Source organism: Tsukamurella sp. NPDC003166, from assembly GCF_040611135.1.
GTDB lineage: Bacteria > Actinomycetota > Actinomycetes > Mycobacteriales > Mycobacteriaceae > Tsukamurella.
Window position 1 is genome coordinate 20,248 of record NZ_JBEXNL010000020.1, and the last position, 17,372, is coordinate 37,619.

At 71.5% G+C, this 17,372-nt stretch carries 12 protein-coding genes and 1 pseudogene; 4 read left to right on the forward strand and 9 right to left on the reverse strand.

Features of this window, described 5'->3' with window-relative positions; all coding sequences use genetic code 11:
• Nucleotides 1-53: 53 nt before the first annotated feature.
• Together ABZX10_RS19020 and ABZX10_RS19025 are read left to right on the forward strand one after the other, a co-directional pair.
• Nucleotides 54-515 (forward strand): SRPBCC family protein, encoded by a 462-nt coding sequence (locus tag ABZX10_RS19020; RefSeq protein ID WP_355543433.1) that lies wholly within the window; start codon nucleotides 54-56, stop codon nucleotides 513-515.
• A 127-nt stretch (nucleotides 516-642) separates the two neighbouring features.
• Nucleotides 643-2,166 (forward strand): long-chain fatty acid--CoA ligase, encoded by a 1,524-nt coding sequence (locus ABZX10_RS19025; protein WP_355543436.1) that lies wholly within the window; start codon nucleotides 643-645, stop codon nucleotides 2,164-2,166.
• Nucleotides 2,167-2,321: 155 nt separating this feature from the next.
• Here ABZX10_RS19025 and ABZX10_RS19030 read toward each other — a convergent pair whose 3' ends face one another.
• The 8 genes and pseudogenes from ABZX10_RS19030 to ABZX10_RS19065 form a co-directional block, all read right to left on the reverse strand.
• A complete protein-coding gene (locus tag ABZX10_RS19030; RefSeq protein WP_355543439.1) occupies nucleotides 2,322-4,961 on the reverse strand; it encodes an AAA family ATPase in 2,640 nt (879 codons plus the stop codon).
• Nucleotides 4,958-6,094: an exonuclease SbcCD subunit D gene (locus ABZX10_RS19035; protein ID WP_355543442.1), complete on the reverse strand. Its 1,137-nt coding sequence runs from the start codon at nucleotides 6,092-6,094 to the stop codon at nucleotides 4,958-4,960. The genes ABZX10_RS19030 and ABZX10_RS19035 overlap by 4 nt, the downstream gene beginning before the upstream one ends.
• Before the next feature lie 82 nt (nucleotides 6,095-6,176).
• Nucleotides 6,177-6,593: a VapC toxin family PIN domain ribonuclease gene (locus tag ABZX10_RS19040; protein ID WP_355543445.1), complete on the reverse strand. Its 417-nt coding sequence runs from the start codon at nucleotides 6,591-6,593 to the stop codon at nucleotides 6,177-6,179.
• A 62-nt stretch (nucleotides 6,594-6,655) separates the two neighbouring features.
• Nucleotides 6,656-6,808, reverse strand: a pseudogene (locus ABZX10_RS19045) (type II toxin-antitoxin system VapB family antitoxin); the annotation flags it as partial.
• A gap of 58 nt (nucleotides 6,809-6,866) precedes the next feature.
• On the reverse strand, nucleotides 6,867-7,619 hold the full coding sequence (locus ABZX10_RS19050; RefSeq protein ID WP_355543448.1) for a hypothetical protein: 753 nt from the start codon (nucleotides 7,617-7,619) through the stop codon (nucleotides 6,867-6,869).
• 33 nt (nucleotides 7,620-7,652) lie between these two features.
• Nucleotides 7,653-10,538: a DEAD/DEAH box helicase gene (locus tag ABZX10_RS19055; protein ID WP_355543451.1), complete on the reverse strand. Its 2,886-nt coding sequence runs from the start codon at nucleotides 10,536-10,538 to the stop codon at nucleotides 7,653-7,655.
• A gap of 10 nt (nucleotides 10,539-10,548) precedes the next feature.
• Complete coding sequence (locus ABZX10_RS19060; RefSeq protein ID WP_355543454.1) at nucleotides 10,549-11,172, reverse strand: GNAT family protein; 624 nt, start codon at nucleotides 11,170-11,172, stop codon at nucleotides 10,549-10,551.
• 10 nt (nucleotides 11,173-11,182) lie between these two features.
• Nucleotides 11,183-11,611: a thioesterase family protein gene (locus ABZX10_RS19065; protein ID WP_355543457.1), complete on the reverse strand. Its 429-nt coding sequence runs from the start codon at nucleotides 11,609-11,611 to the stop codon at nucleotides 11,183-11,185.
• A gap of 119 nt (nucleotides 11,612-11,730) precedes the next feature.
• On the opposite strand from ABZX10_RS19065, the gene ABZX10_RS19070 reads away from it, so the two are divergent.
• Together ABZX10_RS19070 and ABZX10_RS19075 are read left to right on the forward strand one after the other, a co-directional pair.
• Nucleotides 11,731-12,507, forward strand: coding sequence for a hypothetical protein (locus tag ABZX10_RS19070; protein WP_355543460.1), 777 nt, complete (start codon nucleotides 11,731-11,733; stop codon nucleotides 12,505-12,507).
• Nucleotides 12,508-12,647: 140 nt separating this feature from the next.
• A complete protein-coding gene (locus ABZX10_RS19075; RefSeq protein ID WP_355543463.1) occupies nucleotides 12,648-16,361 on the forward strand; it encodes a multifunctional oxoglutarate decarboxylase/oxoglutarate dehydrogenase thiamine pyrophosphate-binding subunit/dihydrolipoyllysine-residue succinyltransferase subunit in 3,714 nt (1,237 codons plus the stop codon).
• Nucleotides 16,362-16,656: 295 nt separating this feature from the next.
• On the opposite strand, the gene ABZX10_RS19080 is transcribed toward ABZX10_RS19075, so the two are convergent.
• Nucleotides 16,657-17,310, reverse strand: coding sequence for a TetR/AcrR family transcriptional regulator (locus ABZX10_RS19080; protein WP_355543466.1), 654 nt, complete (start codon nucleotides 17,308-17,310; stop codon nucleotides 16,657-16,659).
• Nucleotides 17,311-17,372: the final 62 nt, after the last annotated feature.

Genomic DNA, 17,372 nt, shown 5'->3' on the forward strand with positions numbered 1-17,372 from the left:
TCGCCCGCTCGCTCGTCGCGCTCGGGCGGCGTCGAGGTCGTACGCTTGCCGCCATGACCGCCTTCACCGTGGCCCGATCCATCGAGATCGCCGCGCCCGCCGACACCGTCTTCGGCCTCATCGACGACTTCCACGAGTGGCGCCACTGGTCGCCCTGGGAGGGCCTCGACCCCCAGCTGCACCGCGAGTACAGCGGCCCGTCCGAGGGTCCGGGCGCCGCCTACGAATGGCGCGGCAATCGCAAGGCGGGCGAGGGCCGGATGTCCATCTCGGCGACGGACCCCGGACGGTCCGTGGACGTCGACCTCGAGTTCCGCAAACCGATGGCCGCGAACAACCACGTGCGCTTCGACATCGTCCCTGCGGGCGACGGTGTGCGCGTCACCTGGACGATGACCGGCGAGACCACCGGGCTGTTCTCCCTGCTCGGCAAGGTCCTCCCGATGGACCGGTTCGTGGGCAAGGACTTCGAGAAGGGCCTCTCCGCCCTGAAGGCGCGCGCCGAGGACCGATGAATCCCCGGACGGGGCCGACAGGGCGCCCCGCGCGTCTGAGGCGAGCAAAACCGGCAAACCGGCGCCCGAGCCGCGAAGAGCGGAGAAGATGAGCCTCAGATTTCCACACGCCCGTCGAGGAGAGCCCATGCCCGCACGTCCCGCCGTCGACCTCGGTTCCTGGATCGCCCGGCGCGCCGCCGTGAGCGGGGACCGCCCCGCGATCACGTACGGCGACAGGACGTGGAGCTACCGCGAGTTCGCCGACCGCGTCGACCGGCTGGCGGCAGAACTCGTGGCCGGCGGCGTCGGGACCGGTGATCGCGTCGGCTACGTGGGCTTCAATCACCCCGACTTCCTCACCGCGATGTTCGCAGCGTCCCGCGCGGGCGCGGTGTTCGTACCGCTGAACTTCCGCCTGACCTCGGCTGAGCTGGAGTACATCCTCACGGACGCGGGCGTCCACACACTGATCGCCGACGCCGACCGTGCGGCCGTCGTGGAGCCGGTGCGAGAGTCGTCGGGCCTGACGCGGGCGATCGCACTCGAGCCCGTGGCCGGCTGGGAGCAGCTCGACGCCCTCCTCTCCGCACGCGAACCGATCGCGGAGCCCCGGTCTCCGGCTGAGGACGACCTCGCCCTCATCATGTACACCTCCGGCACCACCGGGCGCCCCAAGGGCGCGATGCTCACGCACGGGAACATGTTCTGGAACAACATGAACGCGCTGCTGAGCCTGGACACGATGTCGACGGACATCAGCCTGGTCGCGGCGCCGCTGTTCCACATCGGCGGCCTCAACGTGACCACGCTGATCACCCTGCAGAAGGGCGGCCGGCTGGTGATCCTCCCCGCCTTCGACCCCACCGCCGCGCTGCAGCTCATCGAGAAGCACCGCGTGACCACGATGTTCGGCGTCCCGGCGATGTTCCTGTTCATGAGCCAGGTCCCTGCTTTCGAGACCGCCGACCTCTCCAGCGTCCGCCAGTTCACCTGCGGCGGCGCGCCCGTCCCGGAGCCGCTCATCGCGCTCTACAACGGCCGGAACATCCCGTTCTGCCAGGGCTACGGGCTCACCGAAACGGCGCCGCTCGCCCTGGTCATGGACGTCTACGACACCTCCCGCAAGATCGGCGCCGCCGGCCACCACGTCCTTCCGCTCTCCGAGGTCGCGCTCCTCGGGCCCGACGGTGCGCCCGTCCCCGACGGCGAGCGCGGCGAGGTCTGCGTGCGCGGGCCGCACGTGACGCCCGGCTACTGGCAGAACCCGGCGGCGACCAGTGCCGCGATCGACGGCGACGGCTGGTTCCACACGGGCGATGTCGGCGAGCAGGACGCGGACGGCTACGTGACCGTCGTGGATCGGGTCAAGGACATGGTGATCTCCGGTGGCGAGAACGTCTACCCGGCGGAGGTCGAGTCGGTACTGTACCGACACCCCTCGGTCGCGGAGGTCGCGATCATCGGGACGCCGCACGAGAAGTGGGGCGAGGCCGTGACCGCGATCGTCGCGCTCAAGCCCGAGGCGACGCTGACGCTCGAGGAGGTCCGCGAGTTCGCCAAGGACTCCCTCGCGCCGTACAAGCTGCCGTTGGCCCTGCACCTCGTCGACGCCCTACCCCGCAATCCGGCGGGGAAGGTGCTGAAGTTCAAGCTGCGCGAGCAGGTGTAGGGCTGCGCCGCCACCTGTGCGGTCGTCGCGCGGACCGATCCCGATCGGGGTCCGTTCGGGCATCACCTTAGGAGCCGGTTGCCGTCGATCCTGGCGCTCTCGAATCCTGTCCGACAGTGACATCGCCGCTGCGACCGAGCTTTCGGCCGGTCACATCACGTCCCCGTGAGCGCGACCTCGGTGACGCCGTCGCGGCCGCGGAGGGCGTCGAAGCGGCCGGGGACGCAGCTGAACACGATTACCTGGGCGCCGCGGCCGGCCTCGACGAGTGCATCGGCCATCGCGCCGAGGCGGGCCGGGTCGCTGTGGCCGAGGGCGTCGTCGAAGATGACGGGGGCACCGTCGGCACCGTCGACCAGACGGGCGCACGCCAGCCTGCTGAGCACGCCGAGCTGTTCCTGCGCGCCGCCGGAGAGGGACTCGAAGGGCACGGTGACCCCGTCGACGGTGCGCGAGACGATCGTCAGGTCGTCGCCGACGGCGATGGTGAGCGGATCACCGAAGACGGTGCGCCCCAGGCTCTCCAGTGCCCGCTGATACGGGGCCTGCACGCGGGCGCGGCGGGCGTCGCGGTGCGCGGTGAGCGTGTCGTGCAGCAGCGCCGCCGCCCGCGCGCGCTCCTCGACCGAGGTGAGGGCCCGCTCGGCGTGGACGTGTTCGGCCGCGGCGGCGTCGAGCCGGTCGCGGTGGCCGTCGGCCTGGAACAGCTGAAGCTGACCGTTCAGCGCGGACAGTTCGTCGCGGGCTGCGGCCTCCGCCGCCTGCGCCTGCTCGGCCTGCGTGCGAGCCGCGCCGAGCCGGGTGGCGAAGCCCGTCACATCGGCCTCACGGGCAGCGGCCTCGTGCTCGGCCAGCTGGGCCGCGGCTGACTGCCGGGCGGCGACGGCGGCATCCGCGGCGACGCCGAGCGCATCGTCGGCCGCCTCGGCGCGCGCCCGTTCCAGCTCCGCCGTCAGCTCGGAGGCCCGGCTGTCGAAGTGCTGCAGCCGATCCGCCGCGACCTGCGCGTCCGTGGTGGCGCGGTGCAGTTCCTGGTGCTTGCTCCCCAGCTGCTCGCGGGTCTGCTTCTCCTCGCTCCGCGAGGACACCTCAGCCTGGGTGGCCTCGATGAGGTTGGCCTTGGCACGTTCGGGATCGACGGCGAGCAGCTCCGGGTCGACCGCCGCCTCCAGCGCCACGATCCGCTCGGCGGACTCCTCCGCGAGCCGGCGCAGCTCGTCCACGGTGTGCTCGCCGAGGGCGTGGGCCAGCGCGATCCGCGCCTCCTGCAGCTCGATCTCGATCGCCTCGCGCTGCTCGTGCAGCTCCCGCGCCTCCTCGACGCTCGCGGCGCCGGCATCGCGGCAGGCGGCCACCAGGGCGCTGTACGCCGCCTTGACCTCGGCCGCCGCATCGGCACTCTCGCCGCGCTGGACGACCTCGATCCGGACGGCGCCGGGCACTTCGATGACCATGCCGTTGCCGGCGACGACCTCCACCGGCTCCTCGCCGATGTTCCGACCGTCCACGAGCACGTCGGAGAATCCCAAGCGCTCCAATTGCAGCGTGGCCGCGAGCGCGGAGAACCGGGCCCGCGCCTTCTCGTGGCGCTGCTCCGCGACGGCGATGGTCTGCAGGGCGCGGCGGTCGATCGGGTTGGACGCCAGCCGGTTCCGCGCATCCTCGACGTCCTTGCCGAGAAGCTGCGCCTGCTCGATCCGCTTCCCGAGCCTCTGATAGCCCACGGACTCCCGCGCGTAGTCGACGGCGTACTGCGCCTGCGCCTTCCGCTCCCGCCGATCGGCGGCGACCGCGGACAGTTCGTGCACCGTGGTCTCCAACCACGACGCCTCCGCGGTGAGCACCTCGCGATCGGCGAGCGCTCGGTCGCGCAGCACGCGCACCTGCGCGGCGCGCTCCGCGGCGAGGGCCTGCTGCTCGACGAGCCGGCGACGACGATACGCCGCCTCCCCCGCGTGTTGCTCCCGCAGGGAGGCGGATTCTTCCGCGGCGCGGGACTGGGCCAGCTGCGACTGCAGCCGCGTCATCCGCTCCTGATCGGCGCCGACGGCCTCGAGCGCCGCGGCGGCGGCGGACCGTCGGTCCACCAGGGCGGACAGGCGCGCGGAGGCGAGGGCGTGCTGGTCCGCGACCCGGTCGACCTCGCGCAACGCGGCCTCGGCGGCATCGAGGGCGGCGCGCGCGGCGGCCTCCCGGGCGCGGGCGGCCGACAGCTCGCCCGTGGGACGGCCGGTGGGGGTGAAGTACCGCGCCCGCTCGGCGGCGACGGCCTCGGCCAGGCGCTCGGCACCCGGCTCATCCTCGCCCGCACCGCCGGATGCCGCGTCCAACGCCTTCGCGAAGGCTGCGCTGTCGCGCAGCGAGGGCTGCTCGGGGCCGGGGCCCTGCAGCACCGTCAGCGCTGTCAGCAGGTCGCCGTCGACGTAGGTGCGCATCTGCTCCGTCACCCAGGACTCCGCGCTGCCGCCCGTGAGCTGCTGCGGTGCGGGCTCGAGCACCGTCAGCACGGTGCCGGGGCGCCGGTGGTACTGCTTGGCGTAGACGAACCGGTACGGCCCGACGGTGAGCTCCGCCTCGACGAACGGCCCCGCGTCGCGATGGGCGGGGCACACGGCCTCGACGCGCTGCGACTTGGACGTGGCCTTGACGTCCAGCAGGAGCTGCAACGCCTCGACCATCGACGACTTGCCGGCCTCGTTGGGGCCGTGCAGCAGCGTGACGCCGGTATCGGCGAAGGAGATCTCCCGCTCCGCGACGCCGCGGAAGTCCTTGATGGCCAGGCGGTGCAGCCTCATGCGCCGACCTCCTGGCGGGTGAGGCGGTAGAGCAGGGCGAGTGCGCCGGAGGCGTCCGCCGCGCGGTCACCCCCGCTGCGGGCGACGCCCAACAACTCCTCAGCGGCATCGGCCGCCGGGCCCGTGAGCTCCAGCGACTCCAACTCCGATTCCCCCGGCAGCACGGCGAGATCCGTCTTGCGCTCCCACAGCTCGACGGCGGCGAACCGCGCCCGCAGGGCCTCGATCTCCGCGTCCAGCTCGGCCTTCGCCGCCAGCCCGACGGTGCCCGTGAACCCCACCTTGACCACGGTACGGTCCTTGTCCGGCAGCGCCGACAGGGCGCCGATCGCCGCGGCGACGTCACGCTCGGAGGACAGCGGGAACTCCCGCGCCGCGAAGCGCCACGTACCCACCCGGACCGGGGTCACCGTCGCGGCGCCCGCCTCGGGGACGTCCACGACGAGGACCGAGCCGGAACCCGTCTCCTTGTGGTCGAAGTTGGTGACCTCGGGCGCACCGGCGTACCAGATGCCCTGCGCCACGTCGGTGACCGAGTGCCGATCGCCCAGCGCGACGTAGCGCAGCTCGCCCGCGGCGATCCGGCCGGACAGCGCGGCCACGTCGATGAGGCGCTGGTCCTGCGCGCCCACGGGCAGGGTGCCGCCGTGCCCGACGGCGATGCGGATCACACCCGCCGCCGGCGCGGGGGCGGCGGCGACCGCCTCGGTGAGCGGATCCCCCGCGGGGTGCTTGGAGAACCACGGCGCAGCGAGCAGCTCGACGCCCGGGCGCACCTCGTACACACCCGGCGCATCCAGCACGACCACGTTGGCCGGGCGGTGCCGCGCGAACACCTCGGAGGTGTAGATCGACGCCGCGTCGAGCGGATCGTGGTTACCGGGCAGCAGGTAGACCGGGCGCCCGAGGGCCGCGATCCGGTCCAGGCTGCGCGCGATGACGGCGGGCGCGAGGCGGTTGTCCTCGAAGACGTCACCGCACACGACGACGAACTCCGCCTCCTGCTCCGCCGCGACCGCCCCGAGCCGGGAGATCGCGTCCAGCCGGGCATCGGTGAACCGGGCCTGCGCATCCGCGTCGAGGAAGTGCCGCGTCATCCCCAGCTGCCAATCGGCCGTGTGCAGGAACCGCATCTCTCACCCCCTCGGATCGTCACTCTCAGGGTAGTGATCCCCACTGACATGTTCCGCCACCGACGCGGCCCTGCCGCGTCGATCACTCCGCCCTGCCGACGACGCGCCTCGCCCGCACATCCGGGAGGTGGCGCTCGGCGAGCTCGAAATCGGCGTCGTCATGCAGGATGACCAGGCCGCGGGTCGCGGCGGTCGCGCAGACGAGGAGATCCACAACCGACAACGCCCTCACCGCACCGACCTTCGCGAGACGGTACTGCGCGGCGTCGATCCACCCCCACACGGACTTCGGGACCGGAACGTCCGGGTAGAGCTCCACGAACATCGAGGTCATCTGGTCGAATTCATCGACATTGCGCGCGGACCGCAGAAACTCTGCGCGCTGCGCGGTGCAGGAGCCGATCGCTCCACTGAGTTGAACGGAGGACCACTCCTCGGTCAGTGCGGGGTCACGCTGCAGGCGCCAGACGGCCGACGAGTCCGCGAGGAACTGGATCAACCCACGGCTTTCTCGTCGGCGCGAGCCGCGACCCATCCCTCGTAGTCCCACGACTTCGCGTGCTCACGCGAGCGTGCAAGCGCCTCAATGCGGCGGAACCGTTCCACGTAGTCGCGCAGCGCCAGATTCACCGCCTCCTTCTTGGTCCGGACCCCAGAGATCCGCATGACCTCGACCAGGGCCTCGTCGTCGACGTCGATCTGTGTGACCGACATTCCCCACCTCCATGTCGATGATGTACATATCGTACCAACATCATCCACAAACTCGAGGTCATCGCGGGTTTCGAAGGCGGTCGTAGAGCTCCGCCAGCTCATCGGAGGCCTCCGCGACGTCGGCGGGTTTGGTACCGGTACGGCGCAGGGCCATGCGCAAGAGCGCAGGGTCGAGCAGGGTCATCGCGTCGATCGGCGCGGGCTCGGGCAACGGCGGGAGGTCGAGGCCGTCGCCGTAGAAGGCCGCCGGGCCCGCGTCCCAGGCGTCGGGGTCCCAGGCATCCCCGGCACCGTCGTCCGACGGTGCCGCACCGCCCGGCCGCGGTGCGGAATCGGTGGACACGCGCGCGAGCAGCCCGGCCAAGGGCACGCCGGCGAAGTCCAGCACCAATGACGGGTCGGTGTCCGCTGCCGCGCAGAACTCGTAGGTCAGCGCGAGCGCGTGCACGCAGGCACCGGACTCGTCGGGGCAGGCGCACGCGACGACCACGTCGGACGCCGACTCGGGCAGCACCAGCTCCCCCAGCGCGCGGCCCAACTCGCCGCGCGTCACCGAGAGCAACTCGCCGGACGCGCCCTGCCCCACCAGTAGCGACACCACAGCGGCCGCGTCGCCCGGCACCCGCGAGAGCGCGACGGCGAAGGGATCCAGCTGGCTGCCCTGCACGGTCGCGGTGACCGACCCCGGCACCACGGCCATCGCGTACACCTGGTGCTCGGAGTACAGCCGCCGCGCGTACTGGACCTTGCGCCGCTCCGTGACCTCCTCGCGCTGCTGGATCAGCTTGCGCGAGAACCACGTTCCGCCCATCGGCCGCGCCGTATCCCTGGCCGTGCGCGCCATCTACGTCACCGCCTCGTCGCGCAGGGCGATCAACTCGTACAGCTCGTCGTTGTTCAGCTCGGTGAGCCACGCCTCGCCGACCCGCACCGTCATGGACGAGAGCTCCTTCTTCGCGGCGATCACCCCGTCGATCCGCTCCTCGAGGGTGCCCGCACAGACGAACTTGCGGACCTGCACCGCCCGCGTCTGGCCGATGCGGAAGGCCCGGTCGGTGGCCTGGTTCTCCACCGCGGGGTTCCACCAGCGGTCCACGTGCACCACATGGTTCGCGGCAGTGAGGTTGAGCCCCGTTCCGCCCGACTGCACCGTCGCCACCAGGGCCGGAGGGCCGTCGCCGGACTGGAACCGGGCGACCAGGGAATCCCTGTCCCGGCGATCAACGGCACCGTCGAGCACCGGGACCTCCGCGCCGAGCAGGCCCGCGAGCCAGGGTTGCAGCATCCGGGCGAACTCGGCGTACTGCGTGAACACGAGGGCGCGCTCGCCCTCGGCCGCGACGGTCTCGAGGACGTCGGCGAGCAGCTCCAGCTTTCCGGAGCGGTGCTGCCCGCGGCGCAGCAGGGGCGAGCCGTCGCCCAGGTAGTGCGCCGGGTGATTGCAGATCTGCTTGAGCCGGGTCAACGAGGCCAGGACCAGGCCCCGCCGGCCCATGCCCTTCGACTCCCGGAGCTCGCGCACCAGCTCGTTCAGCACCGCCTGGTACAGCCCCGCCTGCTCCGGCGTGAGCGACGCGCGCACCGTGAACTCGGCCTTCTCCGGCAGCTCGGGCGCGATGTTCGGGTCGGTCTTCTCGCGTCGCAGGATGAACGGCGAGGTCAGCGTGTTCAGCCGGCGCACCGCGGCGCGGTCCTGTTCCCGCTCGATGGGCATCGCGAACCGGTTGCGGAAGGTGCGCGCCGAGCCCAGCAGCCCCGGGTTGACCAGGTCGATCACCGCCCGCAGATCCTCCAAACGGTTCTCCACCGGCGTGCCCGTGAGCGCCACCCGGTGCCCCGCGGGGATCGACCGCAGCGCCTTCGCCGCGGCGGTGTTGACGTTCTTCACGTGCTGCGCCTCGTCCACGACGATGCGCCCCCAATGGTGCCCGGCGAGCAGCTCCCGGTCGCGGGCGGCGAGGGCGAAGGTCGTGAGCACCACGTCGGACTCCCGCGCGATCCGCCCGAACTCCTCGCCGGTGGGCCGATCGCTGCCGTGGTGCACGTGGATCCGCAGGTCCGGGGCGAAACGCTGCGCCTCCGCGACCCAGTTCCCGACGACGGACATGGGGCAGACCAACAGCGTCGGGCGCACCCCGTCGCCGTCGCGCGGGTCGAGCCGCTCGTGGCAGAGCAGCGCGAGCACCTGGATCGTCTTACCCAGGCCCATGTCGTCGGCGAGGACGGCGCCGATGCCCGCGCGCCACAGGCTCACCAGCCACTCGAGCCCGCGCAGCTGGTAGGGCCGCAGCTGCGCCTTGAGCGTCGACGGGGCCGCCACGACGGCGGGCGCGATGGTGCCGCCCCGGTACACCGAGTCGAGCCAGCCGAGCCCGTCGACCGCGGCCAGCGGGGCGGGCAGCGCGGCGGGGTCGGCGATCATGCCCAGCAGGTCCTGCAGATCCGTGCCGGACTCCGCCGCCGACCGCTGCTCGGCCACGAACCGCGCGGCCTGCGCCAGCGTGCGACGGTCCGCGCGGACCCACTTGCCGCGCACCTCGACCAGGCCCGACGCGGCGTTCGCCAGGCCCGCGAGCTCACTCGCGGTGAGCACCACATCGCCCACCGCGAGCTGCCACGCGAAGTCCTTGATCTCGGCGAGCCCGGCCTGCACGGTGAGCGCCGTGCGCCCCGGCTGCTCCCGCCCGACGAGCCGCAGCGCGGGCCGCACCGTCGCGATCGACGCCGGCAGCAGCACCTCGTACCCGGCCTTGGTCAGCCCCGGAGCGCCCTCCAGGAACAACGACTCGGCCTCCGTGGTGGTGAGCAGGAAGTCCAGCGAGGTCCCGTCCTGCCGGGCCCGCTTGAGCGGCGGATACACCGCCAGGGCCCGGGCCAGCTCGCCCGCCAGGTCGTCCAGGTCGACGGGGCTCATCCGCGCCGGATCCGCCCGGACCGGGGCGGCACCCGGGACGCGGCGGCAGACCTCGAGCCGCCACGGCGTGTCGGACGGAGTGTCGCGCGGCCGCAGGGGGTCGTCGCCGGGGGCGCGACCGTCGGGTTCGACGAGGCGCAGCACCAGCAGCGTCTCCGCCGACCGGACACTGCCCGACCACTCGGTCCACGCCGCGGCGGCGCCCGCATCGGCGACGGCGGCGGGCGGCAGGGGCGCACCGTCGACCAGGGCGCGCAGCGCGGGGGCGGCGACCCAGGACCACGGGCCCTCGCCGAGGCGCCGGCGCGCGTAGCCGTCGGTGAGCTCCGCGCCCATGTCGAGGACGGCGGCCAGGTCACCGGTCCGGCGCAGCACCGGCGGCATGGCGGCTGCGGCGGCCTGCACCCAGGTGCGCCACTGCACCGACTCGATCGGGGCCCACCGCACGGTCCACTCGCCGTCGTCGCTGCGCACCGCGGGACTCACCGCACCCGCCGCGACGAAGCGCTCGACCGACCGCGCGACCCACCGCAGGAACCGCAGGTCACCGGCACCGTCGGACGGGTCGAGCCGGTCCAGCAGGTCCAGGGCGCGCGTGGGCCCGAGAGTGAGGGCGGGCGCCACGAGCCGCCCGCTCGGCCCCGTCAGCGCGACGGTGCGCCGGGGCCTGCGGTCGCCGAGGACCTCGGCGATCGGCGCGGGCAGCGCCGCCGGGTCCGGCTCGGCGGTGGGCTCGCCGACCTCGTCGGTGAACCACAGCGCGAGGCCCAGGCCGGGCCGCCACAGCCCGTGCGCCGTCGGTTGCGGTCTGGGCATGGACGTCGGCCTACTGCGGAGTCGCCCGGTACGCCTCGTGCCGGTGGCGCAGACGGTGCCGCAGGTGCGAGCGGACGGCGGGCCACTCGTGCCGGAGGATCGAGAACAGCACCGCGTCCATCAGCGCGCCGTTGCGGTAGCGGCGGTGGCTGCGCAGCACCCCGTCCTGCTTGGCGCCGAGCCGGGCGATGGCCTCCCGTGACTGCGTGTTGACCCACTGGGTGCGCAGCCCGATGCACTCGCAGCCCAGCACGTCGAAGGCGTGCTCGAGCAGCAGCAACTTGGACTCCGCGTTCGTGCCCGTGCCGTGCGCCGACGCGCGGTTCCAGGTGAAGCCGATCTCCATCCGCGGAACCGCGGCATCGATGTCGTAGTACGTGGTCATCCCGAGCACCCGGCCGGCCGCGTCGATCGCCGTGAAAGGGATCATCTCGCCCTTCTCCTGCAGCGCGAGCCGGCGGTCGATCTCCGCGCGCAGGCCGTCGGGCGACGGGACCGAGGTGTACCAGCGGTCCCAGAGCTGGCCGTCCTCGAGGGCCTCGAGCAGGCCGTCGTACTGGTCGTGCGCGAGCGGGGCGAGCGTGACCAGGTGGCCCGCCAGTGTGACGGGTTCCAGGGGCGAGAGGAAGGTCATGCGTCGCAGGCTACGCGGCGGGGGTGACGAGCAGCCGCATCAGCGCCGCCCGCAGGCCGTCCGGGACGCCGGCGGGGCGGCGGGCCTCGCGATCGACGAACACGTGCACGAACCAGCCCTCGGCGGCGGGCGCACCGTCGGACCCGAAGAGGGTGACGGCGTACCGGACGCTGGACCGGCCCAGCTTCGTGACGGCCAGGCCGGCGGTGACGGGCTCGGGGAAGGCGAGCGGTGCATCGTAGCGACAGTGAGATTCCACACAGAGGCCGATCACGGGCCCGCGATGGATGTCGAGGCCGCCCTCGCGGATGAGGTAGGTGTTGATCACGGTGTCGAAGAAGCTGTAGTACTCGACGTTGTTGACGTGCCCGTACACGTCGTTGTCCTTCCACCGCGTGGGTATGACCAGGGTGTACGGCTGCTCGTCGATGCTCGGCATGCCGCCCGACGGTACGCCGCTCACCGGTCCGGCCGGCACGCCGGTGGGAACTTTTCGGGGGCGGCCGGGGGTTAGATGGGTGCAAGGTCCCACCTCGATCGCGTCCCACGGAGGTCACCATGGCGAACAAGCCCGCCCCTCTCTCCCCCGAGCAGCCCGCGCTCCCGGCCGTCCAGCACGACGGTGGCGGCGCGCTCGGATCGGTCATCGATCGCGCCGCCCGGCTCCAGGGTCCGGCTGTCGCGAAGTACGTCGCCAGCGTCCGCGCCGACCACCCCGACGAGTCGCCCGCGCAGATCATCGAGCGGCTCGAGAAGCGATACATGCTGGCCGTGACGGGCAGCGGCGCGGCCGTCGGCGCGGCGGCGGCGGTCCCCGGTGTCGGCACGGTGGCGGCCCTCGGCGCCGTGGGCGCCGAGACGGTCGTGTTCATGGAGGCGTCGGCGCTCTACGCGCTCGCGGTCGCCGAGGTCTACGGGATCCCCATCGACGACCGGGAGCTGCGCAAGGCGCTCGTACTCACCGCGGTACTGGGCGACGCCGGGCTCGGGGCGCTCCGCGCCACCGTCGGCGCCAAGAACGCCACCCTGCTCAACCTCAAGAAGAACCCCGCCATCCCGGGGCTGGGAAACCTGAACAAGCAGCTCATGAAGATGTTCACCCGACGCTTCATGGCGAAGAAGGCACCCTTCGTGCTCGGCAAGCTGCTCCCCGCGGGCATCGGCCTCGTCGTCGGCGCCGGCGGCAACCGGGTGCTCGGCAAGGGCGTGATCAAGAACGCCCGCGAGGCCTTCGGCCCGGTCCCCACCGCGTGGCCGGCGCCACACCTGCGAGTGGTCGAGGGCGCGGCGACGAATGTGCCCGGCACCGCCCTGCCGGCGCCGGGCACGGAGTGAGCGGCCGCCGCCTCTAACCGAGGTAACCGGTCACACATTTTCCGTGGTGGACTACCCTGAACCGAGCGGACTTGCGCCGTCTGTGATCCAGTGCGGCGCGCGCCCAAGACGACGATGATGAATCGAGGCGAGGACCTGCCGTGAGCAGCAGTTCTGTATCGGATTTCGGCCAAAACGAGTGGCTGGTCGAGGAGATGTACGAGCGGTTCAAGGCCGACCCGAAGTCGGTCGACCCGAGCTGGCACGAATTCCTCTCGAAGTACACGCCGGGTGCGGCGTCGAACAACGCGGCGTCCCCGAGCGCCGCAGCCCCGGCCGCGGGGCCCGCGGCACAACCGGCCGCCACCCCCGCGCCGAAGCCGGCGAAGACCACCGACACGACGCTGACCCCGGCGCCCGCCGCCCCGGTCACGCCGGCACCGTCGTCCCCCGCCAAGCCCGCCCCGGCGCCCAAGGCCCCCGCGCCCGCCGAGTTCCCCGCCGAGGAGGAGCGCACCGTGCTCCGCGGCGCGGCGAACGCCGTGGTCAAGAACATGAACGCCAGCCGCGAGGTGCCGACGGCCACGTCGGTGCGCTCGATGCCGGTCAAGGTGATGTTCGACAACCGCGTGGTGATCAACAACCACCTCGCGCGCACGCGCGGCGGCAAGATCAGCTTCACCCACATCCTGGGTTACGCCCTGGTACAGGGTGTCAAGGCCTTCCCGAACATGAACCGGCACTTCGCCGAGATCGACGGTAAGCCCAACGCCGTCACGCCGCCCCACGTCAACCTGGGCATCGCGATCGACCTCGTGGGTAAGAACGGCAGCCGCAGCCTCGTGGTCGCGGGCGTCAAGGGCGCCGAGGCGATGGACTTCGGCCAGTTCGTGGCCGCGTACGAGGACATCGTCCGCCGCGCCCGCCAGGGCAAGCTCGGCGCCGAGGACTTCGCGGGTGTCACCATCTCGCTGACCAACCCCGGCGGCATCGGCACCGTGCACTCGGTGCCCCGCCTCATGGTGGGCCAGGGCGCGATCATCGGCGTCGGTGCGATGGAGTACCCCGCCGAGTTCCAGGGTGCGAGCGACGAGAAGATCGCCGAGCTCGCGGTCGGCAAGCTCACCACGCTGACCTCGACCTACGACCACCGCATCATCCAGGGCGCCGAGTCCGGCGACTTCCTGCGGTACGTCCACGAGCTCACGCTGAGCGACGACTTCTGGGACGACATCTTCCGCACGATGCACGTGCCCTACGAGCCGATCCGCTGGCGGCAGGACATCCCGCCGCACGGGATCGACAAGGACGCGCGCGTCCTCGAGCTCATCGCGGCGTACCGGGCGCGCGGCCACCTCATGGCCGATGTCGACCCGCTGCGCTACAACAACGACAGCCTCGAGTCGCACCCCGACCTGAACGTGCTCACCTACGAGCTCACGCTGTGGGACCTCGACCGCACGTTCAACGTCGGCGGCTTCCACGGTGCCGAGCGGCTCAAGCTGCGCAAGGTGCTCTCGGTGCTGCGCGACGCGTACTGCCGGCACGTGGGCATCGAGTACACCCACATCCTCGAGCCCGAGCAGCAGAAGTGGCTGCAGGAGCGCGTCGAGACGAAGGACATCAAGCCCACCGTCGCCGAGCAGAAGTACATCCTCAGCAAGCTCAACGCGGCCGAGGCCTTCGAGACCTTCCTGCAGACGAAGTACGTCGGCCAGAAGCGCTTCTCGCTCGAGGGTGCCGAGTCGGTCATCCCGATGATGGACGCGGTGCTCGACCAGGCCGCCGAGCACGCGCTCGACGAGGTCGTCATCGGCATGCCGCACCGCGGCCGCCTCAACGTGCTGGCCAACATCGTCGGCAAGCCCTACAGCAAGATCTTCACCGAGTTCGAGGGCAACCTGAACCCGGCGCAGGCGCACGGCTCGGGCGACGTGAAGTACCACCTGGGCGCCGAGGGCAAGTACTACCAGATGTTCGGCGAGAACGAGATCACGGTCTCGCTGGTCGCCAACCCGTCGCACCTCGAGGCGGTCGACCCGGTGCTCGAGGGCATCGTGCACGCCAAGCAGGACATGGCGAACCCGCCCGAGGGCGAGCACCCGATCATGCCGCTGATGCTGCACGGCGACGCGGCCTTCGCCGGCCAGGGTGTCGTGGCGGAGACGCTGAACATGGCGAAGCTGCCGGGCTTCTCCAACGGCGGCACCATCCACATCGTCGTGAACAACCAGGTGGGCTTCACCACCTCGCCGGAGCACTCGCGCAGCTCGCAGTACTGCACCGACGTGGCGAAGATGATCGGCGCGCCGATCTTCCACGTCAACGGCGACGATCCCGAGGCGTGCGTCTGGGTCGCGAAGCTGGCGGTGGACTTCCGCGAGAAGTTCGACAAGGACGTCGTCATCGACCTCGTCTGCTACCGCCGCCGCGGCCACAACGAGGGCGACGACCCGTCGATGACCCAGCCCGGCATGTACGACGTGATCGACACCAAGCGCGGTGTCCGCAAGTCCTACACCGAGGCCCTCATCGGTCGTGGCGACATCTCGACCAAGGAGGCCGAGGACGCGCTGCGCGACTACCAGGGCCAGCTGGAGCGGGTGTTCAACGAGGTCAAGGAACTCGAGAAGTTCCAGGCCGAGCCCGCGCCGTCGATCATCGCCGATCAGCCGCTGCCCAGCTCGCTCGTGACCGCGGTGCCCCTGGAGCAGATCCAGCGGGTGGGCGACGCGTACGCCAACGTCCCCGAGGGCTTCACCGTGCACCCGCGCGTGGCCCCCGTGGTCAAGCGCCGCTTCGAGATGTCCCGCGAGGGCGGCATCGACTGGGCCTTCGGCGAGCTGCTCGCCTTCGGCACGCTGCTCGAGGAGGGCCGGACGGTCCGCCTGGCCGGCCAGGACAGCCGCCGCGGCACGTTCACGCAGCGTCACGCGGTGCTCATCGACCGGCAGACCGGCGCGGAGTACACCCCGCTCGACAACCTGGGCCCCGACGGTACGCCGTCCCCCGGCCGGTTCATGGTCTACGACTCGGCACTCACCGAGTACGCGGGCCTGGGCTTCGAGTACGGCTACTCCGTCGCGGACGAGTCGGCGCTGGTGTGCTGGGAGGCGCAGTTCGGCGACTTCGTCAACGGCGCGCAGTCGATCATCGACGAGTTCATCAGTTCGGGTGAGGCGAAGTGGGGCCAGACCTCCGGCGTCACCCTGCTGCTCCCCCACGGCCACGAGGGCCAGGGACCGGACCACACGTCGGCCCGCATCGAGCGCTTCCTGCAGCTGTGCGCCGAGGGCTCGATGACGGTCGCGATGCCGTCGACCCCGGCGTCGTACTTCCACCTCCTGCGTCGCCACGCCCTCGACGGTGTGCGCCGCCCGATGGTGGTCGCGACGCCGAAGTCGATGCTGCGCAACAAGGCCGCCGTGAGCCCCGTCGAGGACTTCACGACCGGCAAGTTCCGCTCGGTCATCGACGACCCGGCGTTCGAGATCGACGGCGGCGACCGCAGCAAGGTCACCAAGCTGCTGATGGTCTCCGGCAAGCTCTACTGGGAGCTCGAGGCGCGGCGGAAGAAGGACGGTCGCGACGACGTGGCGATCATCCGCATGGAGCAGCTGTACCCGCTGCCCTCCCGGCGCCTGCCCGCGACGCTGGACAAGTACCCGAACGCCACCGACATCCGGTGGGTCCAGGAGGAGCCCGCGAACCAGGGCGCGTGGCCGTTCTTCGGCCTCGCCCTTCCGGAGCTCGACGGTCGCCTGACGGGCATCAAGCGCGTCTCGCGTCGCGCCATGTCGGCCCCGTGCTCGGGCTCGTCGAAGGTGCACGCGGTCGAGCAGGCCCAGATCATCGACGAGGCCTTCCTCGTCTAGATCGACTCGGTCACCATCCAGGGCCGGTTCTCCTTCGGGAGGACCGGCCCTGCTCGTTGCGGAACCCAGATGCACCTGCCGCGCCGGATCTGCCGCTCCCTCGTCCCGTCGACTCTCGGATCGTGTCCACTCCGGACAGCGTGTCCGAACCGGTCAGAATCCGAGTACCCAGCGAAAGCCGCACGCCGGAACGGGGGAACGGAACGGGCGGGAAGTCGGGCCCGGCCCTGCGAACCCGGCCCCCGGCCCACACGCCCTGCCCCCGCTCGGCCCGGACCACGGCACACCGTCGGACCTACCCCACAGTGAGATCGAGCCCGACCGCCCCCGCCATCCCCACGAACATCGTGGCGAGGTGGTCCACGACCTCGTCGCGGGTCATCGCGGCGAAGCCGGCGTTCTCGTCGAGCCACTGCACGAGGGTCTCCTCGACGACCGCGATCCAGCCGTGCACGGCGAGGACGAACTGCGGCGAGGGCTGCACGCCGATGTTGCCGGCCTGGTCCACGAAGTGCCGGACGATCTGCTCCCGCACGGTCTTGACGGCCGTGCGGATCCGCGGCTCCGACCAGCTCACGCCCGCCAGCATCGGGAGGAGGGACTGCCGGTTCTCCATGATGTGATCGACGTAGGTGCCCAGCGTGGCGCTGAGGATCGGCATCACCTCGGCGAGATCCTCGGGCTCGCGGTCCGGGGTCGCGATCTCGCCGACGATCCGGGCCTGCTCCTCGACGAGCGCGACCTGGAAGTCGAGCTTCGAGTCGAAGTAGTGGAACAGCAGGCCTGCCGACACCCCCGCCTGACTCGCGATGTCCTCGATGGAGACCTGCTCGAGCGCCTGATGTTTGAGGCTGAGTAGGCCCAGGTCGATGAACTGCTGGCGCCGAGCCTGGGGGCTGAGCCGGGTGCGCTTGCGCCCCACCGCTGCGGCGACGGACTTTCTGGTCACCTACTGAATCATACTCAATAGGTCGTTGACAGATGCCGGTTCCCAACCCTACTGTCGGGTAA

Bases quoted from the DNA above. Each gene is read 5' to 3' on its own strand.
- ABZX10_RS19020 (WP_355543433.1), top strand. From the start codon at position 54: ATGACCGCCTTCACCGTGGCCCGATCCATCGAGATCGCCGCGCCCGCC.
- ABZX10_RS19025 (WP_355543436.1), top strand. From the start codon at position 643: ATGCCCGCACGTCCCGCCGTCGACCTCGGTTCCTGGATCGCCCGGCGC.
- ABZX10_RS19030 (WP_355543439.1), bottom strand. From the start codon at position 4,961: ATGAGGCTGCACCGCCTGGCCATCAAGGACTTCCGCGGCGTCGCGGAG.
- ABZX10_RS19035 (WP_355543442.1), bottom strand. From the start codon at position 6,094: ATGCGGTTCCTGCACACGGCCGATTGGCAGCTGGGGATGACGCGGCAC.
- ABZX10_RS19050 (WP_355543448.1), bottom strand. From the start codon at position 7,619: ATGGGCGGAACGTGGTTCTCGCGCAAGCTGATCCAGCAGCGCGAGGAG.
- ABZX10_RS19055 (WP_355543451.1), bottom strand. From the start codon at position 10,538: ATGCCCAGACCGCAACCGACGGCGCACGGGCTGTGGCGGCCCGGCCTG.
- ABZX10_RS19060 (WP_355543454.1), bottom strand. From the start codon at position 11,172: ATGACCTTCCTCTCGCCCCTGGAACCCGTCACACTGGCGGGCCACCTG.
- ABZX10_RS19065 (WP_355543457.1), bottom strand. From the start codon at position 11,611: ATGCCGAGCATCGACGAGCAGCCGTACACCCTGGTCATACCCACGCGG.
- ABZX10_RS19070 (WP_355543460.1), top strand. From the start codon at position 11,731: ATGGCGAACAAGCCCGCCCCTCTCTCCCCCGAGCAGCCCGCGCTCCCG.